Raw genomic sequence first — 16,611 nt, 5'->3', positions numbered from 1 at the left:
ATTCCTCGAACGCTTAAGCGAAACGGCCAGACGCCCTGCCACGGGGGCCTGGCCGTTTTGTTTATGAAACTGTGTTGTCTACGATCAGTCTCAGGTAGGCGCCGCGACGGCGCGGCGGGCTCATCTGCACCCTTTCAGGGCCGAGCCGATCGATCAGAGCGGCGATGCTGCTGACGGTGATTTCGGTCGGACTGCGGTTCGGTGAGTGAAGGACTGCCAAGCTTCGGTCGGTGATGCGGTCGCGGACCCACGAGGTTGATCGGCGGAAGACGGCTGCGGTCTCGCGGACCGAGAGCGAATTGCGCTCGCGCCAGAGTTCGAGTTCGTTCGATAGTGCGGGCATGCGCGGTCCTGCTGACGTGGCGGGATGGAAACAGGCAGACTGACGAGGCTTCGCGCGCGATACGAGATGCTCTGAGCAGGCCGCGAATCGCGCGTCTGTCGATCAGGCGACGTTCGGGATCTGCGAGCGCGGGATCGTCGACACCGCCCGATCCATGACGCTCCAGAGATCACGGCTCTCGTGGATTGCCTCAGCCAGCTCACGGCCCCGGATTCCCTTGAACTCGGGGCGCCGGCTGGCATCCAGTCGCACGCGTTCCAGTCCGAGGAAGCTCGTCGAACACAGCAGAATTTCTGCCTGTAAGACGATTTTCGTACGACCGGGCAGGCGTTTGAAGGCGTGCATCACCCGGTCGATGTGATTGCGATCGAGACCGCCTTGAACGCCCGTGGGCAATCCGCCGTTCAGCGCCTCGGCGGCCTTCGTCGAGCCTCCACGGCCGAGCCAGGCGCCGACGATCACCCGGTGATGGGGCGGCAGGGGGCTAAGATCCGATCTCGTTGCCGGCGGGCGCTTGAACGTCTCATCTTTCAGCAAGAAGCCGTGACGTGCGCCGCGGACGTAGTCTGCGACCAGGGCTTCGACTTCCGGTGAAAACGGCGGTGTCAGCTTCGATGCCGGCACACCAGCTGCCGCAAGCTTCGCGACCGCCTCGTCCTCGATCTGCTTGCCGATCAGAACCAGGAGTGGATTGTGTCGCTTCCAGAAGCTCCGCACCTGGGGCGACATATCTTCGCTGTCCGGCACCGGGGACCACCCGATCGACAGCATCGGCTCTTCGTCGCAGATCTCCGTCGCGGCGACGTGGAACTCGAAAACCGTGCCCGGCACAGGCTTCTTGGCGAAGGAGGAGTAGTGGCGTCGGTTGTTCATGACGCCGCCCCCTATCGCAGGTTCGCACGAGCGACTTCGGCCCGCTTCGATCTCGCAGCGCCACCGCGCTTTCCTGGCCTCCAGGGCTCGGCGTTCTGCACCAACGCGACGACACCCGGCGTCTCGACCACGACGCGACCTGCAATGCGTTTCAGGGTCAGCTTACCTTCCGCAGCCAACCTGTAGATTGTCGTGGGGGATAGACCGGTAACATCCGTGGTCACGGTCATCCGAAGATGAGGGCGTTGATCCCAGGGGATCGTTTCCGACTTTCGCGGCTGAGAGTTCGAAGGCAGGGGCATCATCTGTCCGTTCTGTCCATAGTGTCGATGGACAGAGACAAACAGGACGGACAGGGAGGGTCACGGGACAGAATTGTGGGGGTTATTTGTCCGTCAAATCAGGCGGTGGAGCGTAGAAAGCACCTAAGCCCTTCGGGACGTGCTCGTCCTGCCACCCATGATGCGACATGCGGCGGTAGGTAGCCCTGTACATCTCCGGTCGCTTCAGGCCGGGGTCTCCCTCCCAATCGTCGCGCTGATCCAACTGTGCCGCGAGATGGAATTCGTCCGGTGCACCCGTATCGGTGCCAGAAGACAGACGTCGTTTCGCCATCACGACAAGCACGAACCGTCGCCAGTTCTCTTTGACATCAGCCCTCCTGCCTCGCTTGGGCTCTGGCGCCGCCGAAAGCACGCTGCGCACCAGCTTGGCGAGTGGGCCGCCATGCTTGAAATCTTTGATCACCGGGTCAGGGTCTTGGCCTTGAAGAATTGCCCATTCGCGAAGGAGATGTTCGACATCCTGGCTCACGCTGCCACCCCGACGGCCGGGAGCGAGTGCGTTGCATCTGTCGACCCGAGCGACATCACAGCTCGTCGAGCGAGCTCTTCCGTCGCGTCCACGATGTATGCCGCATAGTGCTGCTCGATCATCTGGACGCTCGTGTCGTGGAGGGCGCCGACCAAGCGCACCGGCAGACCGGCGCGGAGCCCCCTGACGATCGAGCTATGACGCAGCGAGAGCATCACCGTGTCGGCCGGGACGGCTGCCGCAGAGATCGTCGCCGCCCAGAGCTTGTCGACCTCGTAGGCCTCACGCCATGCTCGCCGGCCACCCCGTTCCCAACGCCCAGGCTGATCCGTCGCCCTGTGCGTCCAGCGGAGCAGCAACGGCTCGCGCGAGCTTCGATCGCGCAGAATGGGTTCGAGGCGTGACAGCACGTCCAGCCCAACGGGCACCGCGACATGCTCCGTCGGCTTCACGGATCGTCCCTTGCGAGAGGTCGGGACCATGATGCGAAGGCGATCGGTCTGGACGTCTCCCACCGTCAGCCGAGCGATCTGCGAGAACCGCGCGCCCGTCGCGGCCGAGACCATGACGAGATTGCCGAAGTCACCGGTCGAATCTACGGCGCATGCTGCTTCGACGATCCGTCGGACGGCGGCATCGGTGAGGATCTGCTTCCGGGCGTTCGACGGCGTGGGCGTAGCCTTGGTGCCGCTTTTGATTTCACCCACCAGCCCAGCCGGCAAGCCTCGGCGGTGCACTTCGGCATCGCTGTTCAGCGCGGCCCGCAGGTCATTCAGCAACCGATTGATGGTGGAGGGCGCCAAGCGCGTCGGTAGCGTTCGGCGCCAGGCTAGAATCACCCCCGCCGTGAGCCGCGACAGATGCGTGCTTGCAAAAGTCTCGTCGGCAAGCACGTACTTCGCCAACCTGCCTTCGGCGTTTCGCCCTGCGCGCTCGGTTCTCGCCTTCCGACCTGCAGCGTAGTTGGTCACCGCCGATCGTACAGTCGGAGCCCTCAAGGTTTCTTCGGCGTCTGCGGCCGCTTCGAGACGAGCAAACTGCTGTCTCGCCCACGCCAAAGCTGCCGTCACGGCAGCCGGGTATGTGATCGCGTCTGCAGTGCTGCGGGCATCATCGGCCGGTGCGATCCGCTCCTCGATCCGCTTGCCGTCGATGACGAGCTTCGCGACCCAAGTCCCCCCGCCTTTCTCCGGCTGCCGGTAGCCAAGCGAGACGCCGCCGCGCCCGCCGGACACGCCATGCCAGTACGGGTTTTTGCGGGACGGGAGCTTCGACCGTTTCGCGGCCGTATCAATCGGCAAAGCCTTCGCCATCGGGCGTCCCACACTGCGTCTCACACAGGGGACAGGTTACTGAGGACGAATAAGTTTAGCAACAAGAGCGTACTAGATCGTGCCTGTACGTCTTATTTGACTATTAATTGCCCTCCGAAGGCAAAGGTCACACGTTCGAATCGTGTCGGGTGCGCCAATCATTTCATCACCTTCGCCCGATCTGTGTGGTTATCCTTGAGTGAGGGTTGTCCCGTGCGCGCCTTGCGGTGGGGATTCCGCTCGGTCCAAGATGGACGCCGGGAGATTACCACGCCGGCCCGTGAGACCTCCGACATCTGACAGCCTTTCAAGCCTGCTCCAGTGAGCGTCGGCGTCACTCGGGGGGTCTTGGCACTGGGGGTAAATGCCCGAAGATTTCCGCCCAGAACAACGCGTGGCTGGAAGTATTCGGGGTTTGCAGGGAAGGTATCGGCCGCCACGCGCGATTCTGCCGTGCCGGCTGGGGGCGTGCGTGGCGGACACGTCGGGGCGGAGGGCACGATCGACCTGGGACGGATCCCCTCGAAGACCGGCGATGCGTATCCCGGTCGTCAACCGCGATCCGCGCTGGCTCAGCCCACCAACCAGTGCGCCACGAGCATCACCGCAGATCCCGCAACGGCGAAGCCGAGCAGCGTGACACTGCTGACCTGATCGACCTTGTCGACGGTGTTGCCGACCCGGTGCTCGCGCTTCATGGCGGTGCTGTCCAGCCGCTCTCGACTGGAGCCGCCGTCGAGGATTGCGGACGTCGCCTGGTGCGGCTTGGCATCGAGATGGGTGAGTGTGGTCATGAACATGTCCGATCTGGCGAGAACGACGACGGGGCGGTTGTTATGGAAACGGTGATCGGCGGGGCTTGAGACGCAGCGGTCAGGAAAACGAGCCGAAACCCTCGAAATCGGACGACGGGGGAACCGTCGTGCGGGCTAGGCTGGAACCGGTGCCGACGACTGCGCCGCGATGATGACTGCGGGTCAGGTCCGAGGATTGATGGCACCCGCCGACGCGGGGTCGCTGGCTCAGTGCGATGCTCGCGGATGACCGTGCCCGTTGATCGGGCATGATATGGTTGCGCATGCTGGAAACCCTGCTGGTATGCCAGGACTGACTGGGTGTGAGCAGGGAATGTTTCGCCGGAAGGGACGTTCCGCCCGTCGCGGACGCAAGGAGTCGCAGGCGATCTTGGTCTCCGAGCCTTGAATGCGGCGCGCTCTGCAGCGGGTGCAGCGGCCTCTCATCTCCCTAGACCGCTCACCAAGGGACGATTGACGGATCGCCAAGATCCAGGGATGGCCAAGATCCAGGGATGGCCAAGATCCAGGGATGGCCAAGATCCAGGGATGGCCAAGATCCAGGGATGGCCAAGATCCAGGGATGGCCAAGGTCCCGAAGCCGCAGCGCCGGGCCGACATCGTTGGTGGGTCGAGCCTGCACAGGCTGACCCCTGTAACTTCTGACCCCTGCATTGAAAAACCCCGACCGCGACGCGGCCGGGGCTCCTTCATCGCGCGTCAGACATCGCGTCTTGACGCGAGCCGTGTCATGCCGATCAGGCGATCAGCAATCGTCGCCCGACTTGCCGACAGCCTGGTTCGCACCGGCGTTGTTCATCGCGCCCACGGTCCCTGGCGCGGCCGGCTGCTGGCCACCCGCGAGGTTCTTGCTGGCGGGATCCTCATTGCCCTTGGCGGCCGTACCCGAGCCCGGCTTCTCACCGACACCCTGATTGGCGCCGACATTGTTCATGGCACCGACGGTGCCGGGGGACGCCGGCTGCTGGCCGCCCGCGAGATTCTTGCTGCCCTGATCGACGCTCGAGCTCTTGTCGTTCGCCGCGTGCTGCTCAGGCGTCTTGCCCTTCACCGCTCCGGTGTTGCAGGGAGCCGCCAAGGATGCTCCGGACGTCAGCGCGAGAATGGCAGCGGCGCCGGCAATCATCGAGAATTTCATCGTGCGTTCCTCCAGATTTGTTATCGGGAAGAATAATTCCGCATCGCGAACTTCGGTTCCCATCCGGCAGGATCGTTTGGCAAGTTTGGCTGCCACCATATCTCTGTCCCCGCCCTGACGACTCGCTGCAGCGCAGACCACCTCTCATGATCAGCGTTGGGGTGCGCCTCTCAGGCCGGGAGCGGTGCGTCGTGGTCCGCCAACGCTGCCAGCCCCAGGCGGTAGGTCAGGTCGCTGTAGGCCAGTGAATCCGCCATGAACCGATTGAAAGCGGTGATCCACGCCGGCGTCAGGCGGATGAACTGTCGGCGCTCGCCGTGATGGCCGATGAAGCCCCGCTCCTTCGCGGCGCGCAGAATGTTGCGGATGTGCGTGCGGGAGACGACGAATTGCGGCGCGATCTCGGAGAGGTCGGCCTCCCGGATGGTGCTGTCGGCCTCCTCTCCGCCCATGCGACAGAGCGTGAACAGGATCGATAGGGCGCCCGTGGCGCTGAGAAAGAACACCACGTCGAGATTGCGCCACGCCACCGTGGCGGCGCCCTCGAAGACCGCGACCGAGGCGCTGCCATGGGCCTTCTGAAAGCGCGGGTCCCGCTCGAGGGCGAGGACATAGCCGGGATCCAGAAACATGACCTGCAGCGGTGCGAAATGCGCGGCCATCCACTCCCGGTCCCCCGCCAGGAGTGCTTCGGTCGGCACCAGCAGGCGTACCCGGCTGTCGGCCGGGTGGCGATGCAGTTCGAGAAAGCCGGTCTACACCAGGCGCGCCACGAAGTCGTCGATCAGGCGGGGGCTGGCGAAGCCGAACCCAATCACCACGTCCTTGAGGCGCGTCAGGGTCGGCCAGGTCTCGCGGTCGTCCTCGACGTAGCGCGCGTGAGGGCAGACGATGACCGCGAGGGTGGTGACCCGGCCCGCATCCGCGCCGAAATGCCCCGGGAAGGCGCCCATCCCGTAGACCTTGAGATGGTCCGCCATGTAGACGGCGTGCGCCTCCGGGAAATGGGAATGGAGAAGAATTTCCTCGACGGTTCGGTGCCCGGTCGTCTGAATGGCCTGCGTTCCGTCCCCAATCCCCATCCCCCTGGCTCCCGGCTGCGCCCCGCGGCGTCCGGGGCTTGCGCGAGCTGGTCGATCTGGGTCAGCAGGCTGTTGTAGCTGCTGACCAGCCCGTTGCGGGTGTTGAGCCCGTCGCCCCCCACCGTCGCGCTCGTGGCGGCCGAGGTGAAGGGATTGCCGGCGCCCGTCGCCGTCGCCGTCGCCGTCGCCGTCAGGGTCTCGGCGCCGTAATCGTTCATCGTCGAGATCGAGAGCTTGCCCGTGGTCGGGTCGATGACGGCCTAGGGTGTGAACCGAACCAAGACGTTGCGAGAGTTCTGGTTTTGTGATTCAGAGCCGCCGTTTGCAGCACGGAGGCGGCGATGGCAGACCTGTTCTGGCTCTCGGATGAGCAGTGGGCGGTGATGGAACCGTTCATGCCCAAGAACCAGCCTGGGCCAGAGCGGAACGATGATCGGCAAATCATCTCCGGCATCCTGCACGTGCTGACCTCAGGCTGCCGCTGGCGCGACTGCCCGGCCGCGTATGGTCCGCGCACGACCGTCTACAACCGCTTCAATCGCTGGTCCCGCCGCGGCTTTTGGCGGGCGATGCTGGGCTGCCGCTGGCGCGACTGCCCGGCCGCGTATGGTCCGCGCACGACCGTCTACAACCGCTTCAATCGCTGGTCCCGCCGCGGCTTTTGGCGGGCGATGYTGAGGGCGCTGGCCAAGAGCGGATGRGCGGGCGAGGCGGCCGCTATCGACAGCACCTACGTCAAGGCGCACCGCTCGGCGCATGGCGGTAAAGGGGGGCTCGTACGCAAGGCATCGGCCCGTCGCGTGGCGGCCAGACGACCAAGATCCACGCCCTCACCGATGTCCTCGGCCGCCCMGGCGTCCTTCTGCTGACGCCTGGCAACGCYAGCGACGTCRCCACCGCCCCAGCCGTACTCGCCGAGGCTCCCGGTCGGGTCCGTCGCYTGGCCGCCGACAAGGGCTACGACGCCGACTGGCTCCGGGCCGACCTGCGGGAAAAAGGCATCACGCCGATCATCCCCGGCAAGCGCGGCCGCAAGCGGAAGATCCGCCACGACAAGCGCCGCTACTGCGAGCGCTGGCGGATTGAAGCAAGNAAAAGGCATCACGCCGATCATCCCCGGCAAGCGCGGCCGCAAGCGGAAGATCCGCCACGACAAGCGCCGCTACTGCGAGCGCTGGCGGATTGAAGCAACCTTCAATCGCCTGAAGGACTTCCGTCGCATCGCCACCCGCTACGACAAACTGGCCCGCAACTACGCCTCGGCCGTCGCACTCGCTGCCGTCATCGCCTTCTGGTGCTGATCGAGTCCAGACCCTAGGCTCCTCATCACAAACGACTTCAAGGCAGTGCGCGTCTGTTGCGATGAAATAACTTGACCGCTGTTCAGAACCTCCTGCCATGAAAACAAGGAAACTCTCATCTGACCATTTGTGCCCCCGCGCTCGGAAAGTTGTTTTGGCTGGACGCGGATCAGCACTCGAAGCGCCCCATAATTCCAAGAGGCCGTTCTCATCCAGCATGCGGAATGCAATTACGCTCCGAAACGCAAACCGTATTATTGCTTTCTTATCAGTTGAAACGAAATCTGCTTCTAAGCTGTCTCGAAGATGATCTCACCGCGGTCGTCCACCGGGATCGCCCTTCTGGCTCTTGATCACCAGTTGCGACCCGACCAGATCCCATTGCCCTGCGGTACGGAGCGCAATGAAGAAATCCTGCTCTGATCCGGCATGGATGGAACGGGTTGATCGCGCGTCATGCACGGTATCTAGCCATCATTGCTGGAGGTCTGCAAAGGATCGTGAGTGGCCCCGCGGCTAAGTCCGCTTCGATGCATCTCCCGTCCAGAACCGGACGGGCAGGAAACCACCCGACCCGGTCGTAGAGCAGACCGTCGGATTGCGACCCGTTCCAGACATCCGGTTATACCTAGGCTGAATGCCGATTGTCTACTTTCAGACTAAGGTCGTATGCCCAACCCCGGCCAGTTGAACCACGAGCAACAACGATTGCCAAAATCAAATACCCGATAAAAGAAACGATAAACGATGGAAAAAACGAATTCGATCTGTCGAATGATTGGGTAAACCACTCGGTTGCGAGCGCCGGCGCCAATGAAAGCGCTGAAGATATAACCAAGTTAGCAATAAAACTACGCGTTTTGCAAAAAATTGCCCACACGATTATGTTGAGCATCCAAGTAATCACATAAAACGACGTAGATCCTAAATTATATATCGGGAATATAATGGCTGCCATTAAAATTGAAGCCATCATTATTTTGGCATTTAGTATCAAAAATGCCTGCGACAATGAGATAGCCAGAGAAACAAATATTCCGGCCAGCCAGAAGTAGGGTTTAGGCGGTTGTTTATCATCTGAGCGCATTAAGCAAATCTATTGGGTGTAGCTTCCAGTGACCACCCCGAACCGAAGTTGCCTCACGCCCGACGAATGGCCGCTTTCGGGAAGCGTTGACGCGGGCTTGTATGGCAGGGGTGGGTCGGGACCCGTCAGTCCGGTCTACGACAAAGTTGGGTAGATTTTTGCCGGTCCGCTTCTAAAAAGCAGGATCAAGTGTAAGCGCTCGGTGACGGCTGCCTTGTGGGGATAGGGCTTGGATCTGGATACAGGTGATGGCGCGGGATGGCGCTGTATCGGCCCTGTGTCTGGACCTATGACGAATACGCCTCACATCGTCGTCGCAGGAACGCGACGGACCTGGTCGCCCGAGCAGAAGCGCGCGATCCTCGCCGAGGCGGAGGATCCGGCGACGACGGCCTCCGCAGTGGCACGCCGGCACGGGCTTCATTCGAGCCTACTGTTCCGCTGGCGACGTGCTCTCCGGGCAGAAGCATCGGCGCCGACGATGGCGTCCCGCCCGAGCTTCGTTCCGCTTGCGCTGCCGGCTCCGCAATCTTCCGTCCGGGACGAGCCGTCCCGCCCTGGCGCCATCGAGATCGAGCTGGCCGGGGGGCATCGGCTGCGGGCCGAGGCGGGCGCGGACGTGGCGCTCCTGCAGGGCGTGATCGTGGCGTTGCTGGGACGATGATCCCGGTCCCCTCCGGTTCGCGGGTCTGGCTGGCGACCGGTCACACCGACATGCGCAAAGGCTTCGACGGGTTGGCCAGCCTGGTTCAGGATCACCTCGCGCGGGACCCGTTCTCGGGACAGGCCTTCGTCTTCCGCGGGCGGCAGGGGCACCTGATCAAGGTGCTGTGGTGGGACGGCCAGGGTCTGTGCCTCTTTGCCAAGCGCCTGGAGAAGGGCCGCTTCGTCTGGCCGGCGACGGCGGGGGCGGCCGCCGCGCTGACGCCGGCGCAGCTCGCCATGCTGCTGGAGGGCATCGACTGGCGTACCCCGGTGCGCACGGACCGCCCCCGCATCGCGGGCTGACACGCGGGTGCCGGCAACGGGCTTGCGCATGGGCCAGAACGGCTTAAGCTGTTGATGTGGCTCTCGATCCTGGCTCACTTCCCGATGACGTCGATGCGCTCAAGCGCATGATCGTCGGCATGGCGCGGGAGGCCGTCCACGCCAACACGCTGATCGAGAAGTTGCGCGGCGAACTCGCCCGGCTCAAGCGGGCGCAGTTCGGCGTCTCGTCCGAGAAGCTGAAGGCGCGCGTCGAGCAGCTCGAACTCGCCATCGAGGCGCTGGAGGTCGACGAGGCTGAGCGCCTGGCCGCCGCACCGGTCGTGGCCGACGCCGTTGAGGCCGCGCGAACCAAGGCTGCCCGGCGCACGCTGCCCGATCACCTGCCGCGCGAGAGCGTGATCCATCCCGGTCCCTGCGCCTGCCCATCGTGTGGCGGGTCCTTGCGCCGGATCGGCGAGGACGTGACGGAGACCCTCGATTACGTGCCCGGCCGCTTCAAGGTGGTCCGGCACGTGCGCGAGGCGTTCGCGTGCCGGGCCTGCGAAGGCATGGTGCAGGCGCCCGCCCCGCATCACGCCATTGCCCGCGGGCGCGCCGGAGCCGGTCTGCTGGCCCATATCGCGGTGGCGAAGTTCGACGATCATCTGCTGCTCTACCGCCAAGCCGAGATCTACGCTCGTGACGGGGTGGACCTAGCCACATCGACCCTGTCGGGCTGGGTGGGTGCGACGGCTGCCGCCCTCTCGCCGCTGGTCGACCTGCTTCGCCAGGACGTCCTGACGAGCTCGGACGTCCTCTACGGCGACGACACCCTTATTCCGGTACTGGCGCCAGGCTTGGGCCGGACGAAGACCGGACGGCTCTGGGTCTATGTGCGCGACGAGCGCCCCCATGGCGGCGTGCGGTCGCCGGCCGCCGTGTTCCTGGCCTCCCCGGAGGGGCGAGCGGCCGCTGGCGCATCTGGCCGCGTTCCAGGGCGTGCTGCACGCTGATGGCTATGCCGGCTTCAATCGCCTCTACGAGGGCGGGCGCACCGGCGGTGCCTTGATCGAGGCGGCCTGCTGGGTCCACACCCCGGCGCAAGTTCTTCGACGTGCACGCCAAGACCGGCTCAGCCATCGCCGGAGAGGCGTTGGAGCGCATCGGCGCCCTCTACGCCATCGAACGCGAGATCGCCGGCCAGCCGCCCGATCAGCGACAGCGACGGCGCCAGGATCGATCCCGGCCGCTGGCCGATGCCTTGAGAACCTGGGCCGAGACGATCCTGCCGCAACTCTCCGGCCCCTCGGATCTGGCCAAGGCGTTCCGCTACATGCTGAGCCGCTGGCGCGCACTGACCCGGGTGTTCGAAGACGGTCGGATCGGGCTCGACAACAACCCGGCCGAGCGGGCGCTCCGCGGCGTCGCGGTCGGGCGCAAGAACTATCTGTTCGCCGGCTCGGATCGAGGCGCCGAGCGCGCGGCCGTCTTCTACACCCTGATCGAGACGGCCAAGCTGAACGGTCTCGACACCGAGGCCTACCTGCGGGACGTCGTCACCCGCATCGCCGAGCATCCGGCCCGACGCCTCGGCGACCTGCTACCGTGGAATTGGGTCCCGCTCATGGGGCTCGCTCAGGCCGCCTGACCCGTAAGGTCCCTCACCGAGCGCTTACGATCAAGTAACCAGACGCTCCTTTAAATTCTGACGCACAACCGCTTCGCGCACGAAGCAAAAGCTGGCCACCTGCACAGAGGAGGGCACGCTGCTCTCGACCTTACATAGTCACACATGCTGCTGCGAGCGTCGCCCGGAAGCGGATATAGACTGCACCGTGCTCCAAAAGCAGGATAGTGAAGCCGGACTGCTGCAAGACGGCATTGGCCGGGTGCTAATGGCCTCCGTCGATGCGGACTGCGATCGTGGATCCCTCGATGCGGACTGGATAGGTGCGCAGGTCCCGAAAGTGCCATCCCGGTGAAACGACCCCGCCCGGCAAGCTGAACCAGGCTAGGTGCCGGGGACAGAACAGGCGCCCGGCGGCACAACGCCCCAGGGCCAGGTCCGCGCCCTCGTGCGGACAGGCCCGCTCGGCGGCGAAGACCCGGCCCCCGTCCTGGACGAGCACGAGATGGAGGCCTGCCACGCGGATGGGGAGGATCGCACGATCCGCCAGCGCCTCGACCCGGCAGGCCCGGACCCAGGTTCCCGCCTCAGCCTCCAAGATAGGCTTGGCGCACATGGGGGTCCGCGATCAGCGTTGCGCCGGGCCCCGAAAGGACTATGCGACCGGTCTCCAGGAGGTAGGCGTAGTCGCAGAGTTCGAGGGCGGCGAACGCGTTCTGCTCCACCAAGAGGACCGTGGTGCCGGTGTCGCAGATCGCCCGGATGACGGAGAACATGCGCTCGACGATGTTGGGCGCGAGGCCGAGGGAGGGCTCGTCGAACAGGACTAGCCGCGGGCGGGACATCAGTGCGCGCCCGATCGCCAGCATCTGCTGTTCGCCGCCCGAGAGGGTGCCGGCTGCCTGGCGCCGGCGCTCGGCGAGGCGCGGGAACTCGCCGTAGATCCGGGCCAGATCGGCGGAGACCCCGGCCGGGTCGCGCCGCAGGTAGGCGCCCATCGCGAGGTTCTCGGCGACGCTCATCTGCGGGAAGACGCGGCGTCCCTCTGGGCAATGGGCGATGCCCTGGGCCAGCACCTTGCGCGGATCGGTGCCGGTGATGTCCCGGCCGGCGAAGTGGATGCTGCCTGCACGCGCCGGAATCAGGCCCGAGACGGCTCGCAGCGTCGTCGACTTGCCGGCGCCGTTGGCTCCGACCAGGGCCACGAGCTGGCCCTCCTCGACCCTGAGCGAGAGGCCCTTCAGAGCGGTCACTGTGCCGTAGCCGCAGACGAGGTCGCGGATCTCAAGCATTGGCCGCCTCCCGGACGGATTGTGCGGCCGCGCGGGCGGCGCTGCCCTGGCCGAGATAGGCCTCGATCACAGCGGGATCGGACCGGATCACCGCCGGCGGCCCCTCCGCGATGAGGCGGCCGTAGTTCAGCACCACGATGCGGTCGGAGACCTCCATCACCATCGGCATGTCGTGCTCGACCAGCAGCAAGGTGACGCCGCGGTCGCGAATCGCGCGGATCAGGCGGACGAAGACCTGCGTCTCGGAGGCGTTCATGCCCGAGACCGGCTCGTCGAGGAGGAGCATGGCGGGCTCGGTCGCGAGCGCGAGCGCGACCCCGACGAGGCGCTGCTCACCGTAGGCCAGGGCCCCGGCCTTCTCCTGGGCCCGGCCGGAGAGGCCGACCCAGTCGAGGAGTTCGCGGGCACGGTCGCGCAGGGCCGCCTCACCGGCGCGATCCCGCCCGAGCAGCGTGTCGACGAGGCGCGCGCGGCTGCGGCGGTGGAGGCCGATCATTACGTTGTCGAACACCGTGTCGTCGGGAAACACGCTGGTGCGCTGGAACGTCCGGCTCAGGCCCAGCCGGACGATCTCGTGGGGCTGCAGGCCGTGCAGGCTGGTACCGCGGAAGCGGACCTGTCCCTGACTGGGCTTCAGGAATCCGGTCATCACGTTGAAGGCCGTGGTCTTGCCGGCGCCGTTCGGGCCGATCAGGCTGACGATCTCGCCGGGATGAACGTCGAAATGCAGGTCCGCGATGGCGACCAAGCCGCCGAAGCGCACGCCGACATGCTCCACGGAGAGGATGGGGACTGCGCGTTCGCTCACGGCCGAACCTCCGCGGGGACAGGGCTGGAGGACGCCGCCGCGGGACGGCGGGGTGCGACGAGGCGGACGAGGCCTGGAACGATGCCCCTCGGCATGACGAACTGGATCCCGATCAGCACGAGGCCAAACACCATCCACTGCGCTTCCGGTACCATGACCGGGCGCAGGGCGACGGGGAGCAGGCCGAAGATCAGGCCGCCGACCACGGGGCCGAGCAGCGTGCCCTTGCCGCCGCCCACCACCATGATGACCATCGTTACCGTGGTAGAGAACAGGAACACGTCGGGATCGATGATGCGCAGGTAGTGGGCGTAGAGGCTGCCCGCCGCCCCCGCCATCGCCGCTGAGATCACTGCCGCGAGGGTTAGCGTGCGAGTGGCGTTGATGCCGAGCGAGAGGGCGAGGGACTCGTTCTCCTTTAGGCCCCGCATGGCCCGGCCGAAGCGCGAGGCCACGAGGCGCCCGATGAGGACGTAGCAGAGCGTGCCGACCGCGAGGACGAGGTAGTAGTTCTGCAGCTTCGTGCGCAGGACCGTCGTGCCGAGGCCGGGAAGCCAGAGGCCGAGAGGTGGAATCCCCGTGAGGGCCAGGGGACCCTGCGTCAGCTCCACCCAGTTGAGTGCAACGAGGCGCACCACCTCGGCGAAGGAGATCGTCACGATCACGAAATAGGCGCCGCGCACCCGGAAGGAGAGGCGTCCGACGAGGTAGCCGCAGGCGGCGGTCGCCAGCACGGCGAGACCGAACCCGACGGCCGGCGGCCACGGCTCGTGCACGACGCGCAAGCCGCCGAAGAGCTCGACGTCGAAGCCGAGGCTCGTGAGGCCGCTGACGTAGGCGCCGATGCCGAAGAAGGCGATGTGCCCAAGGCTGAGCTGCCCGGTGAAGCCGAGGAGCAGGTTCAGACTCATGGCCGCGATGGTGACAACGCCCGTCGTGATCAACGCGTTGAGCAGGTACGGGTCGTGGCCGAGCGCGAAGGGCAAGGCGGCGAGCGCCGCCAGGAGTACGAGGGCGGGGAGGTGGCGCGTCCTGGAAGGCTGGGTCATCCGATGCGCTCCGCCTTGGCGAACAGGCCGGTCGGCTTGAAGATCAGCACCGCGATGATGATCAGGAAGCCCATGGCGTCACGGTAGCCCGAGGAGATGTAGCCGGCGCCGAGTTCCTCGGCGAGCGCCAGGATGAAGCCGCCGATGGCGGCGCCGGTGACGTTACCGAGGCCCCCCAGAATGACGATGGCGAACGCCTTCAACTCGGCCATGCCGCCCATCTGCGGGAACACGACGTAGACCGGGCCGAGCAGGGCCCCGGCTGCCGCCGCGAGGCTCGAACCCATGGCGAAGGTCGCGGTGTAGATCAGCCGCACGTTGACGCCCATCAGGGCGGCGGTGTCGTGGTCCTGGAAGGTGGCCCGCATGGCGAGCCCGAGCCGGGTGCGGTTGATCAGCCAGTAGGTCAGGCCGATCAGTACAAGGGCCGCTCCGAGCACGAACAGGCGCAGCCAGGACACCGAGACGGGGCCGAGCTGGAGCGGCGCGTCGGGGAACGGCGTCGGGATCGACTTGGCGACGCCGCCGAAGAGCCAGAGCGTGCCCGATTGCAGAACGATGCCGGCCCCGATCATGACCAGCATGGTGGTGTCCATGTCCGCGTTGCGCAGTGGTCGCAGCAGGGCTAGGTCGAGGGTCGCCCCGAGGAGGAGGCCGCCGAGGACCGCCGTCGGCAGGGCCGCGAAGAAGTTGAGACCCAGAGCTGTCACCGCCAGGTACATGAAGTAGGCGCCCACCGTGTAGAGCGCTCCGTGGGTGAAGTTTACCACGTTCATGATGCCGAAGATCAAGGTCAGGCCGATGCCCAGGAGGGCATAGGTGCCGCCCAGGATCAGGGTGTTGAGGAGGTGCTGCAGAAACTCGTTCATGAGGGCCCTCGCCGGAGCGGACGGGAGCCCGGCCGGCCCGGAGGCGGGCGACCGGGTATGGGAGCGGCCGGCGTTAGAGCTCGGGGACGACGACTTTGCCGGCTTCGATCTTCACGAGGTAGACGTCCGGCTTGCTCTGGCCGCTCTCGGACCCGGACGGGCCGGCCTTCGCGAAGCGGATCGGACCGTTGAGGCCGGTGAAATCCACCGACCAGAAGCCCTTGCGAATCGCGGCGGCGTCGGCGGCGCCGCCCTTCTCGATGGCCGCCGCGATGGCGCGGATGCCATCGTAGCCGCGGAAGCTCTCGGTGACGCCAGCGAACTCAAAGCCGCGCTTCTTCCACTCGCCGATGAAGTAGGCCGTCGCCGCCGGGTTCGGGGTCTTCTCGGGGTACCAGGGCAGGAAGGTGGTCAGGTGCATCGTCCCATCGGCCGCAGCCCCCGCCTGGGCGATTATTTGGTCGGGATTCTGCGAGCCGCCGGTGGTGATGACCCGCTTCTTGAGGCCGAGGGCCGCCATCTGCTTGAATAGCAATGTGAGCTGATCGACGGCGGCGGTGATCATGATGGTGTCGGCGTCCGACCCCTTCAGCTTGGAGAGCTGGGCGCTCATGTCCTGCGCGCCCTGATCCATGGTCTCCATGAGGCCGACGCTGACACCCTTGCCCTTGAGCATCTTGGTAAAATCGGCGGCCGCCCCCCGGCCCCAGTCGTTGTTGATGGCGAGGAAGTCGACCTTCTTCAGACCGATCTTCTCCACCAGGGGCGCGAAAGCCTCGGCCTCTAGCGCCGAGGGCGGCGAGATGCGGAAGACGAACGGATTGCCTGAAGTGGTGATCTTGCCGGAGGACGAAGTCTCGACCAGCATCGCGGTCTCGTAATCGGCGAGCTTGGGCATTACCGCCAGGGTGAGGCTAGATCCCCAGGCTCCCATCAGCACCGGCGTCTTGTCGCTGGTGATCAGCTTCTCGGCCACCGCCGCGGCTTCGGTGGGGTTGCTCTTGTTGTCCTCGATGACGAGTTCGAGCGTCCGGCCCAGGACGCCGCCCTTGGCGTTGATCTCGTCCGCGGCGATCTTCGCGCCGTTGACCACGTAGGTGCCGGAGGCCGCGAATGGGCCGGTCAAGGGCTCGTTGACGCCGATCCGGATCGCCTGGGCCTGGGCGAATCCCGCCGAGAGGCTGAGCGCAAGCGTGAGGGCGGGGAGTCTCGTGAGGCTGCTGCGCGTCATG

19 protein-coding genes, 1 tRNA gene and 2 pseudogenes are annotated in these 16,611 nt (G+C 65.6%); 7 read left to right on the top strand and 15 right to left on the bottom strand.

Annotated features, from left to right (window positions below; all coding sequences use genetic code 11):
• Nucleotides 1-61: 61 nt before the first annotated feature.
• The 4 genes from ASF57_RS17060 to ASF57_RS17050 form a co-directional block, all read right to left on the bottom strand.
• Nucleotides 62-343 (bottom strand): hypothetical protein, encoded by a 282-nt coding sequence (locus ASF57_RS17060; protein ID WP_056485340.1) that lies wholly within the window; start codon nt 341-343, stop codon nt 62-64.
• A gap of 102 nt (nt 344-445) precedes the next feature.
• Entirely contained in the window at nt 446-1,216 is a 771-nt protein-coding gene (locus ASF57_RS17055; protein ID WP_056485339.1) for a hypothetical protein, read from the bottom strand.
• Between the two features lie 384 nt (nt 1,217-1,600).
• A complete protein-coding gene (locus ASF57_RS25935; RefSeq protein ID WP_156376207.1) occupies nt 1,601-2,029 on the bottom strand; it encodes a hypothetical protein in 429 nt (142 codons plus the stop codon).
• Nucleotides 2,026-3,342, bottom strand: coding sequence for a tyrosine-type recombinase/integrase (locus ASF57_RS17050; protein ID WP_056485336.1), 1,317 nt, complete (start codon nt 3,340-3,342; stop codon nt 2,026-2,028). Before ASF57_RS17050 ends, ASF57_RS25935 begins: the two co-directional genes overlap by 4 nt.
• 79 nt (nt 3,343-3,421) lie before the next feature.
• Here ASF57_RS17050 and ASF57_RS25930 point away from each other — a divergent pair.
• Nucleotides 3,422-3,499 (top strand) — tRNA-OTHER (locus ASF57_RS25930).
• A gap of 415 nt (nt 3,500-3,914) precedes the next feature.
• Here the strand turns inward: ASF57_RS25930 and ASF57_RS17045 are convergent.
• From ASF57_RS17045 to ASF57_RS27055, 4 genes are all read right to left on the bottom strand, one after another.
• The gene (locus ASF57_RS17045; RefSeq protein WP_156376206.1) at nt 3,915-4,136 is read right to left on the bottom strand and encodes a hypothetical protein; all 222 of its coding nucleotides are present in this window, start codon (nt 4,134-4,136) and stop codon (nt 3,915-3,917) included.
• A gap of 766 nt (nt 4,137-4,902) precedes the next feature.
• The gene (locus ASF57_RS17040; RefSeq protein WP_056486074.1) at nt 4,903-5,295 is read right to left on the bottom strand and encodes a hypothetical protein; all 393 of its coding nucleotides are present in this window, start codon (nt 5,293-5,295) and stop codon (nt 4,903-4,905) included.
• A gap of 170 nt (nt 5,296-5,465) precedes the next feature.
• Entirely contained in the window at nt 5,466-5,996 is a 531-nt protein-coding gene (locus ASF57_RS27060; RefSeq protein WP_244476986.1) for a hypothetical protein, read from the bottom strand.
• A gap of 54 nt (nt 5,997-6,050) precedes the next feature.
• Nucleotides 6,051-6,377, bottom strand: coding sequence for a hypothetical protein (locus ASF57_RS27055; RefSeq protein ID WP_244476985.1), 327 nt, complete (start codon nt 6,375-6,377; stop codon nt 6,051-6,053).
• A 341-nt stretch (nt 6,378-6,718) separates the two neighbouring features.
• Between ASF57_RS27055 and ASF57_RS27050 the strand changes: the two genes are divergently transcribed.
• From ASF57_RS27050 to ASF57_RS27045, 3 genes and pseudogenes are all read left to right on the top strand, one after another.
• Nucleotides 6,719-7,246, top strand: coding sequence for a transposase (locus ASF57_RS27050; RefSeq protein WP_348528134.1), 528 nt, complete (start codon nt 6,719-6,721; stop codon nt 7,244-7,246).
• A pseudogene (locus tag ASF57_RS27380) lies at nt 7,165-7,469 on the top strand (transposase); the annotation flags it as partial. The gene ASF57_RS27050 and the pseudogene ASF57_RS27380, both read left to right, overlap by 82 nt.
• A 1-nt stretch (nt 7,470) precedes the next feature.
• On the top strand, nt 7,471-7,678 hold a 208-nt coding region (locus ASF57_RS27045; RefSeq protein WP_244476984.1), incomplete at its 5' end, for a transposase.
• 628 nt (nt 7,679-8,306) lie between these two features.
• On the opposite strand, the gene ASF57_RS25925 is transcribed toward ASF57_RS27045, so the two are convergent.
• Nucleotides 8,307-8,765 carry a hypothetical protein gene (locus ASF57_RS25925; protein ID WP_156376205.1) on the bottom strand — a complete coding sequence of 153 codons (459 nt, stop codon included), beginning with the start codon at nt 8,763-8,765 and terminating at the stop codon, nt 8,307-8,309.
• A 289-nt stretch (nt 8,766-9,054) separates the two neighbouring features.
• Between ASF57_RS25925 and ASF57_RS17025 the strand changes: the two genes are divergently transcribed.
• The 3 genes and pseudogenes from ASF57_RS17025 (at nt 9,055) to ASF57_RS17015 (ending at nt 11,382) form a co-directional block, all read left to right on the top strand.
• Nucleotides 9,055-9,429 carry a transposase gene (locus ASF57_RS17025; protein ID WP_056485332.1) on the top strand — a complete coding sequence of 125 codons (375 nt, stop codon included), beginning with the start codon at nt 9,055-9,057 and terminating at the stop codon, nt 9,427-9,429.
• Nucleotides 9,426-9,773, top strand: coding sequence for an IS66 family insertion sequence element accessory protein TnpB (gene tnpB, locus ASF57_RS17020; protein ID WP_056485330.1), 348 nt, complete (start codon nt 9,426-9,428; stop codon nt 9,771-9,773). The genes ASF57_RS17025 and tnpB overlap by 4 nt, the downstream gene beginning before the upstream one ends.
• A gap of 107 nt (nt 9,774-9,880) precedes the next feature.
• A pseudogene (locus tag ASF57_RS17015) lies at nt 9,881-11,382 on the top strand (IS66 family transposase).
• A gap of 244 nt (nt 11,383-11,626) precedes the next feature.
• Here ASF57_RS17015 and ASF57_RS17010 read toward each other — a convergent pair.
• The 6 genes from ASF57_RS17010 to ASF57_RS16985 all read right to left on the bottom strand — a co-directional run bounded on the left by ASF57_RS17010 (nt 11,627) and on the right by ASF57_RS16985 (nt 16,610).
• A complete protein-coding gene (locus tag ASF57_RS17010; RefSeq protein WP_056485328.1) occupies nt 11,627-11,977 on the bottom strand; it encodes a Rieske 2Fe-2S domain-containing protein in 351 nt (116 codons plus the stop codon).
• Entirely contained in the window at nt 11,949-12,653 is a 705-nt protein-coding gene (locus ASF57_RS17005; protein WP_056485326.1) for an ABC transporter ATP-binding protein, read from the bottom strand. The genes ASF57_RS17010 and ASF57_RS17005 overlap by 29 nt, the downstream gene beginning before the upstream one ends.
• Nucleotides 12,646-13,461 (bottom strand): ABC transporter ATP-binding protein, encoded by an 816-nt coding sequence (locus ASF57_RS17000; protein WP_056485324.1) that lies wholly within the window; start codon nt 13,459-13,461, stop codon nt 12,646-12,648. The genes ASF57_RS17005 and ASF57_RS17000 overlap by 8 nt, the downstream gene beginning before the upstream one ends.
• A complete protein-coding gene (locus tag ASF57_RS16995; RefSeq protein ID WP_056485322.1) occupies nt 13,458-14,510 on the bottom strand; it encodes a branched-chain amino acid ABC transporter permease in 1,053 nt (350 codons plus the stop codon). Before ASF57_RS16995 ends, ASF57_RS17000 begins: the two co-directional genes overlap by 4 nt.
• Complete coding sequence (locus ASF57_RS16990) at nt 14,507-15,379, bottom strand: branched-chain amino acid ABC transporter permease (RefSeq protein WP_056485320.1); 873 nt, start codon at nt 15,377-15,379, stop codon at nt 14,507-14,509. Before ASF57_RS16990 ends, ASF57_RS16995 begins: the two co-directional genes overlap by 4 nt.
• 73 nt (nt 15,380-15,452) lie before the next feature.
• Nucleotides 15,453-16,610, bottom strand: coding sequence for an ABC transporter substrate-binding protein (locus tag ASF57_RS16985; RefSeq protein ID WP_056485318.1), 1,158 nt, complete (start codon nt 16,608-16,610; stop codon nt 15,453-15,455).
• Nucleotide 16,611 lies beyond the last annotated feature (1 nt).

It is taken from the genome of Methylobacterium sp. Leaf117, from assembly GCF_001422985.1.
GTDB lineage: Bacteria > Pseudomonadota > Alphaproteobacteria > Rhizobiales > Beijerinckiaceae > Methylobacterium.
This window is presented reverse-complemented; position numbering and strand designations above follow the sequence as displayed.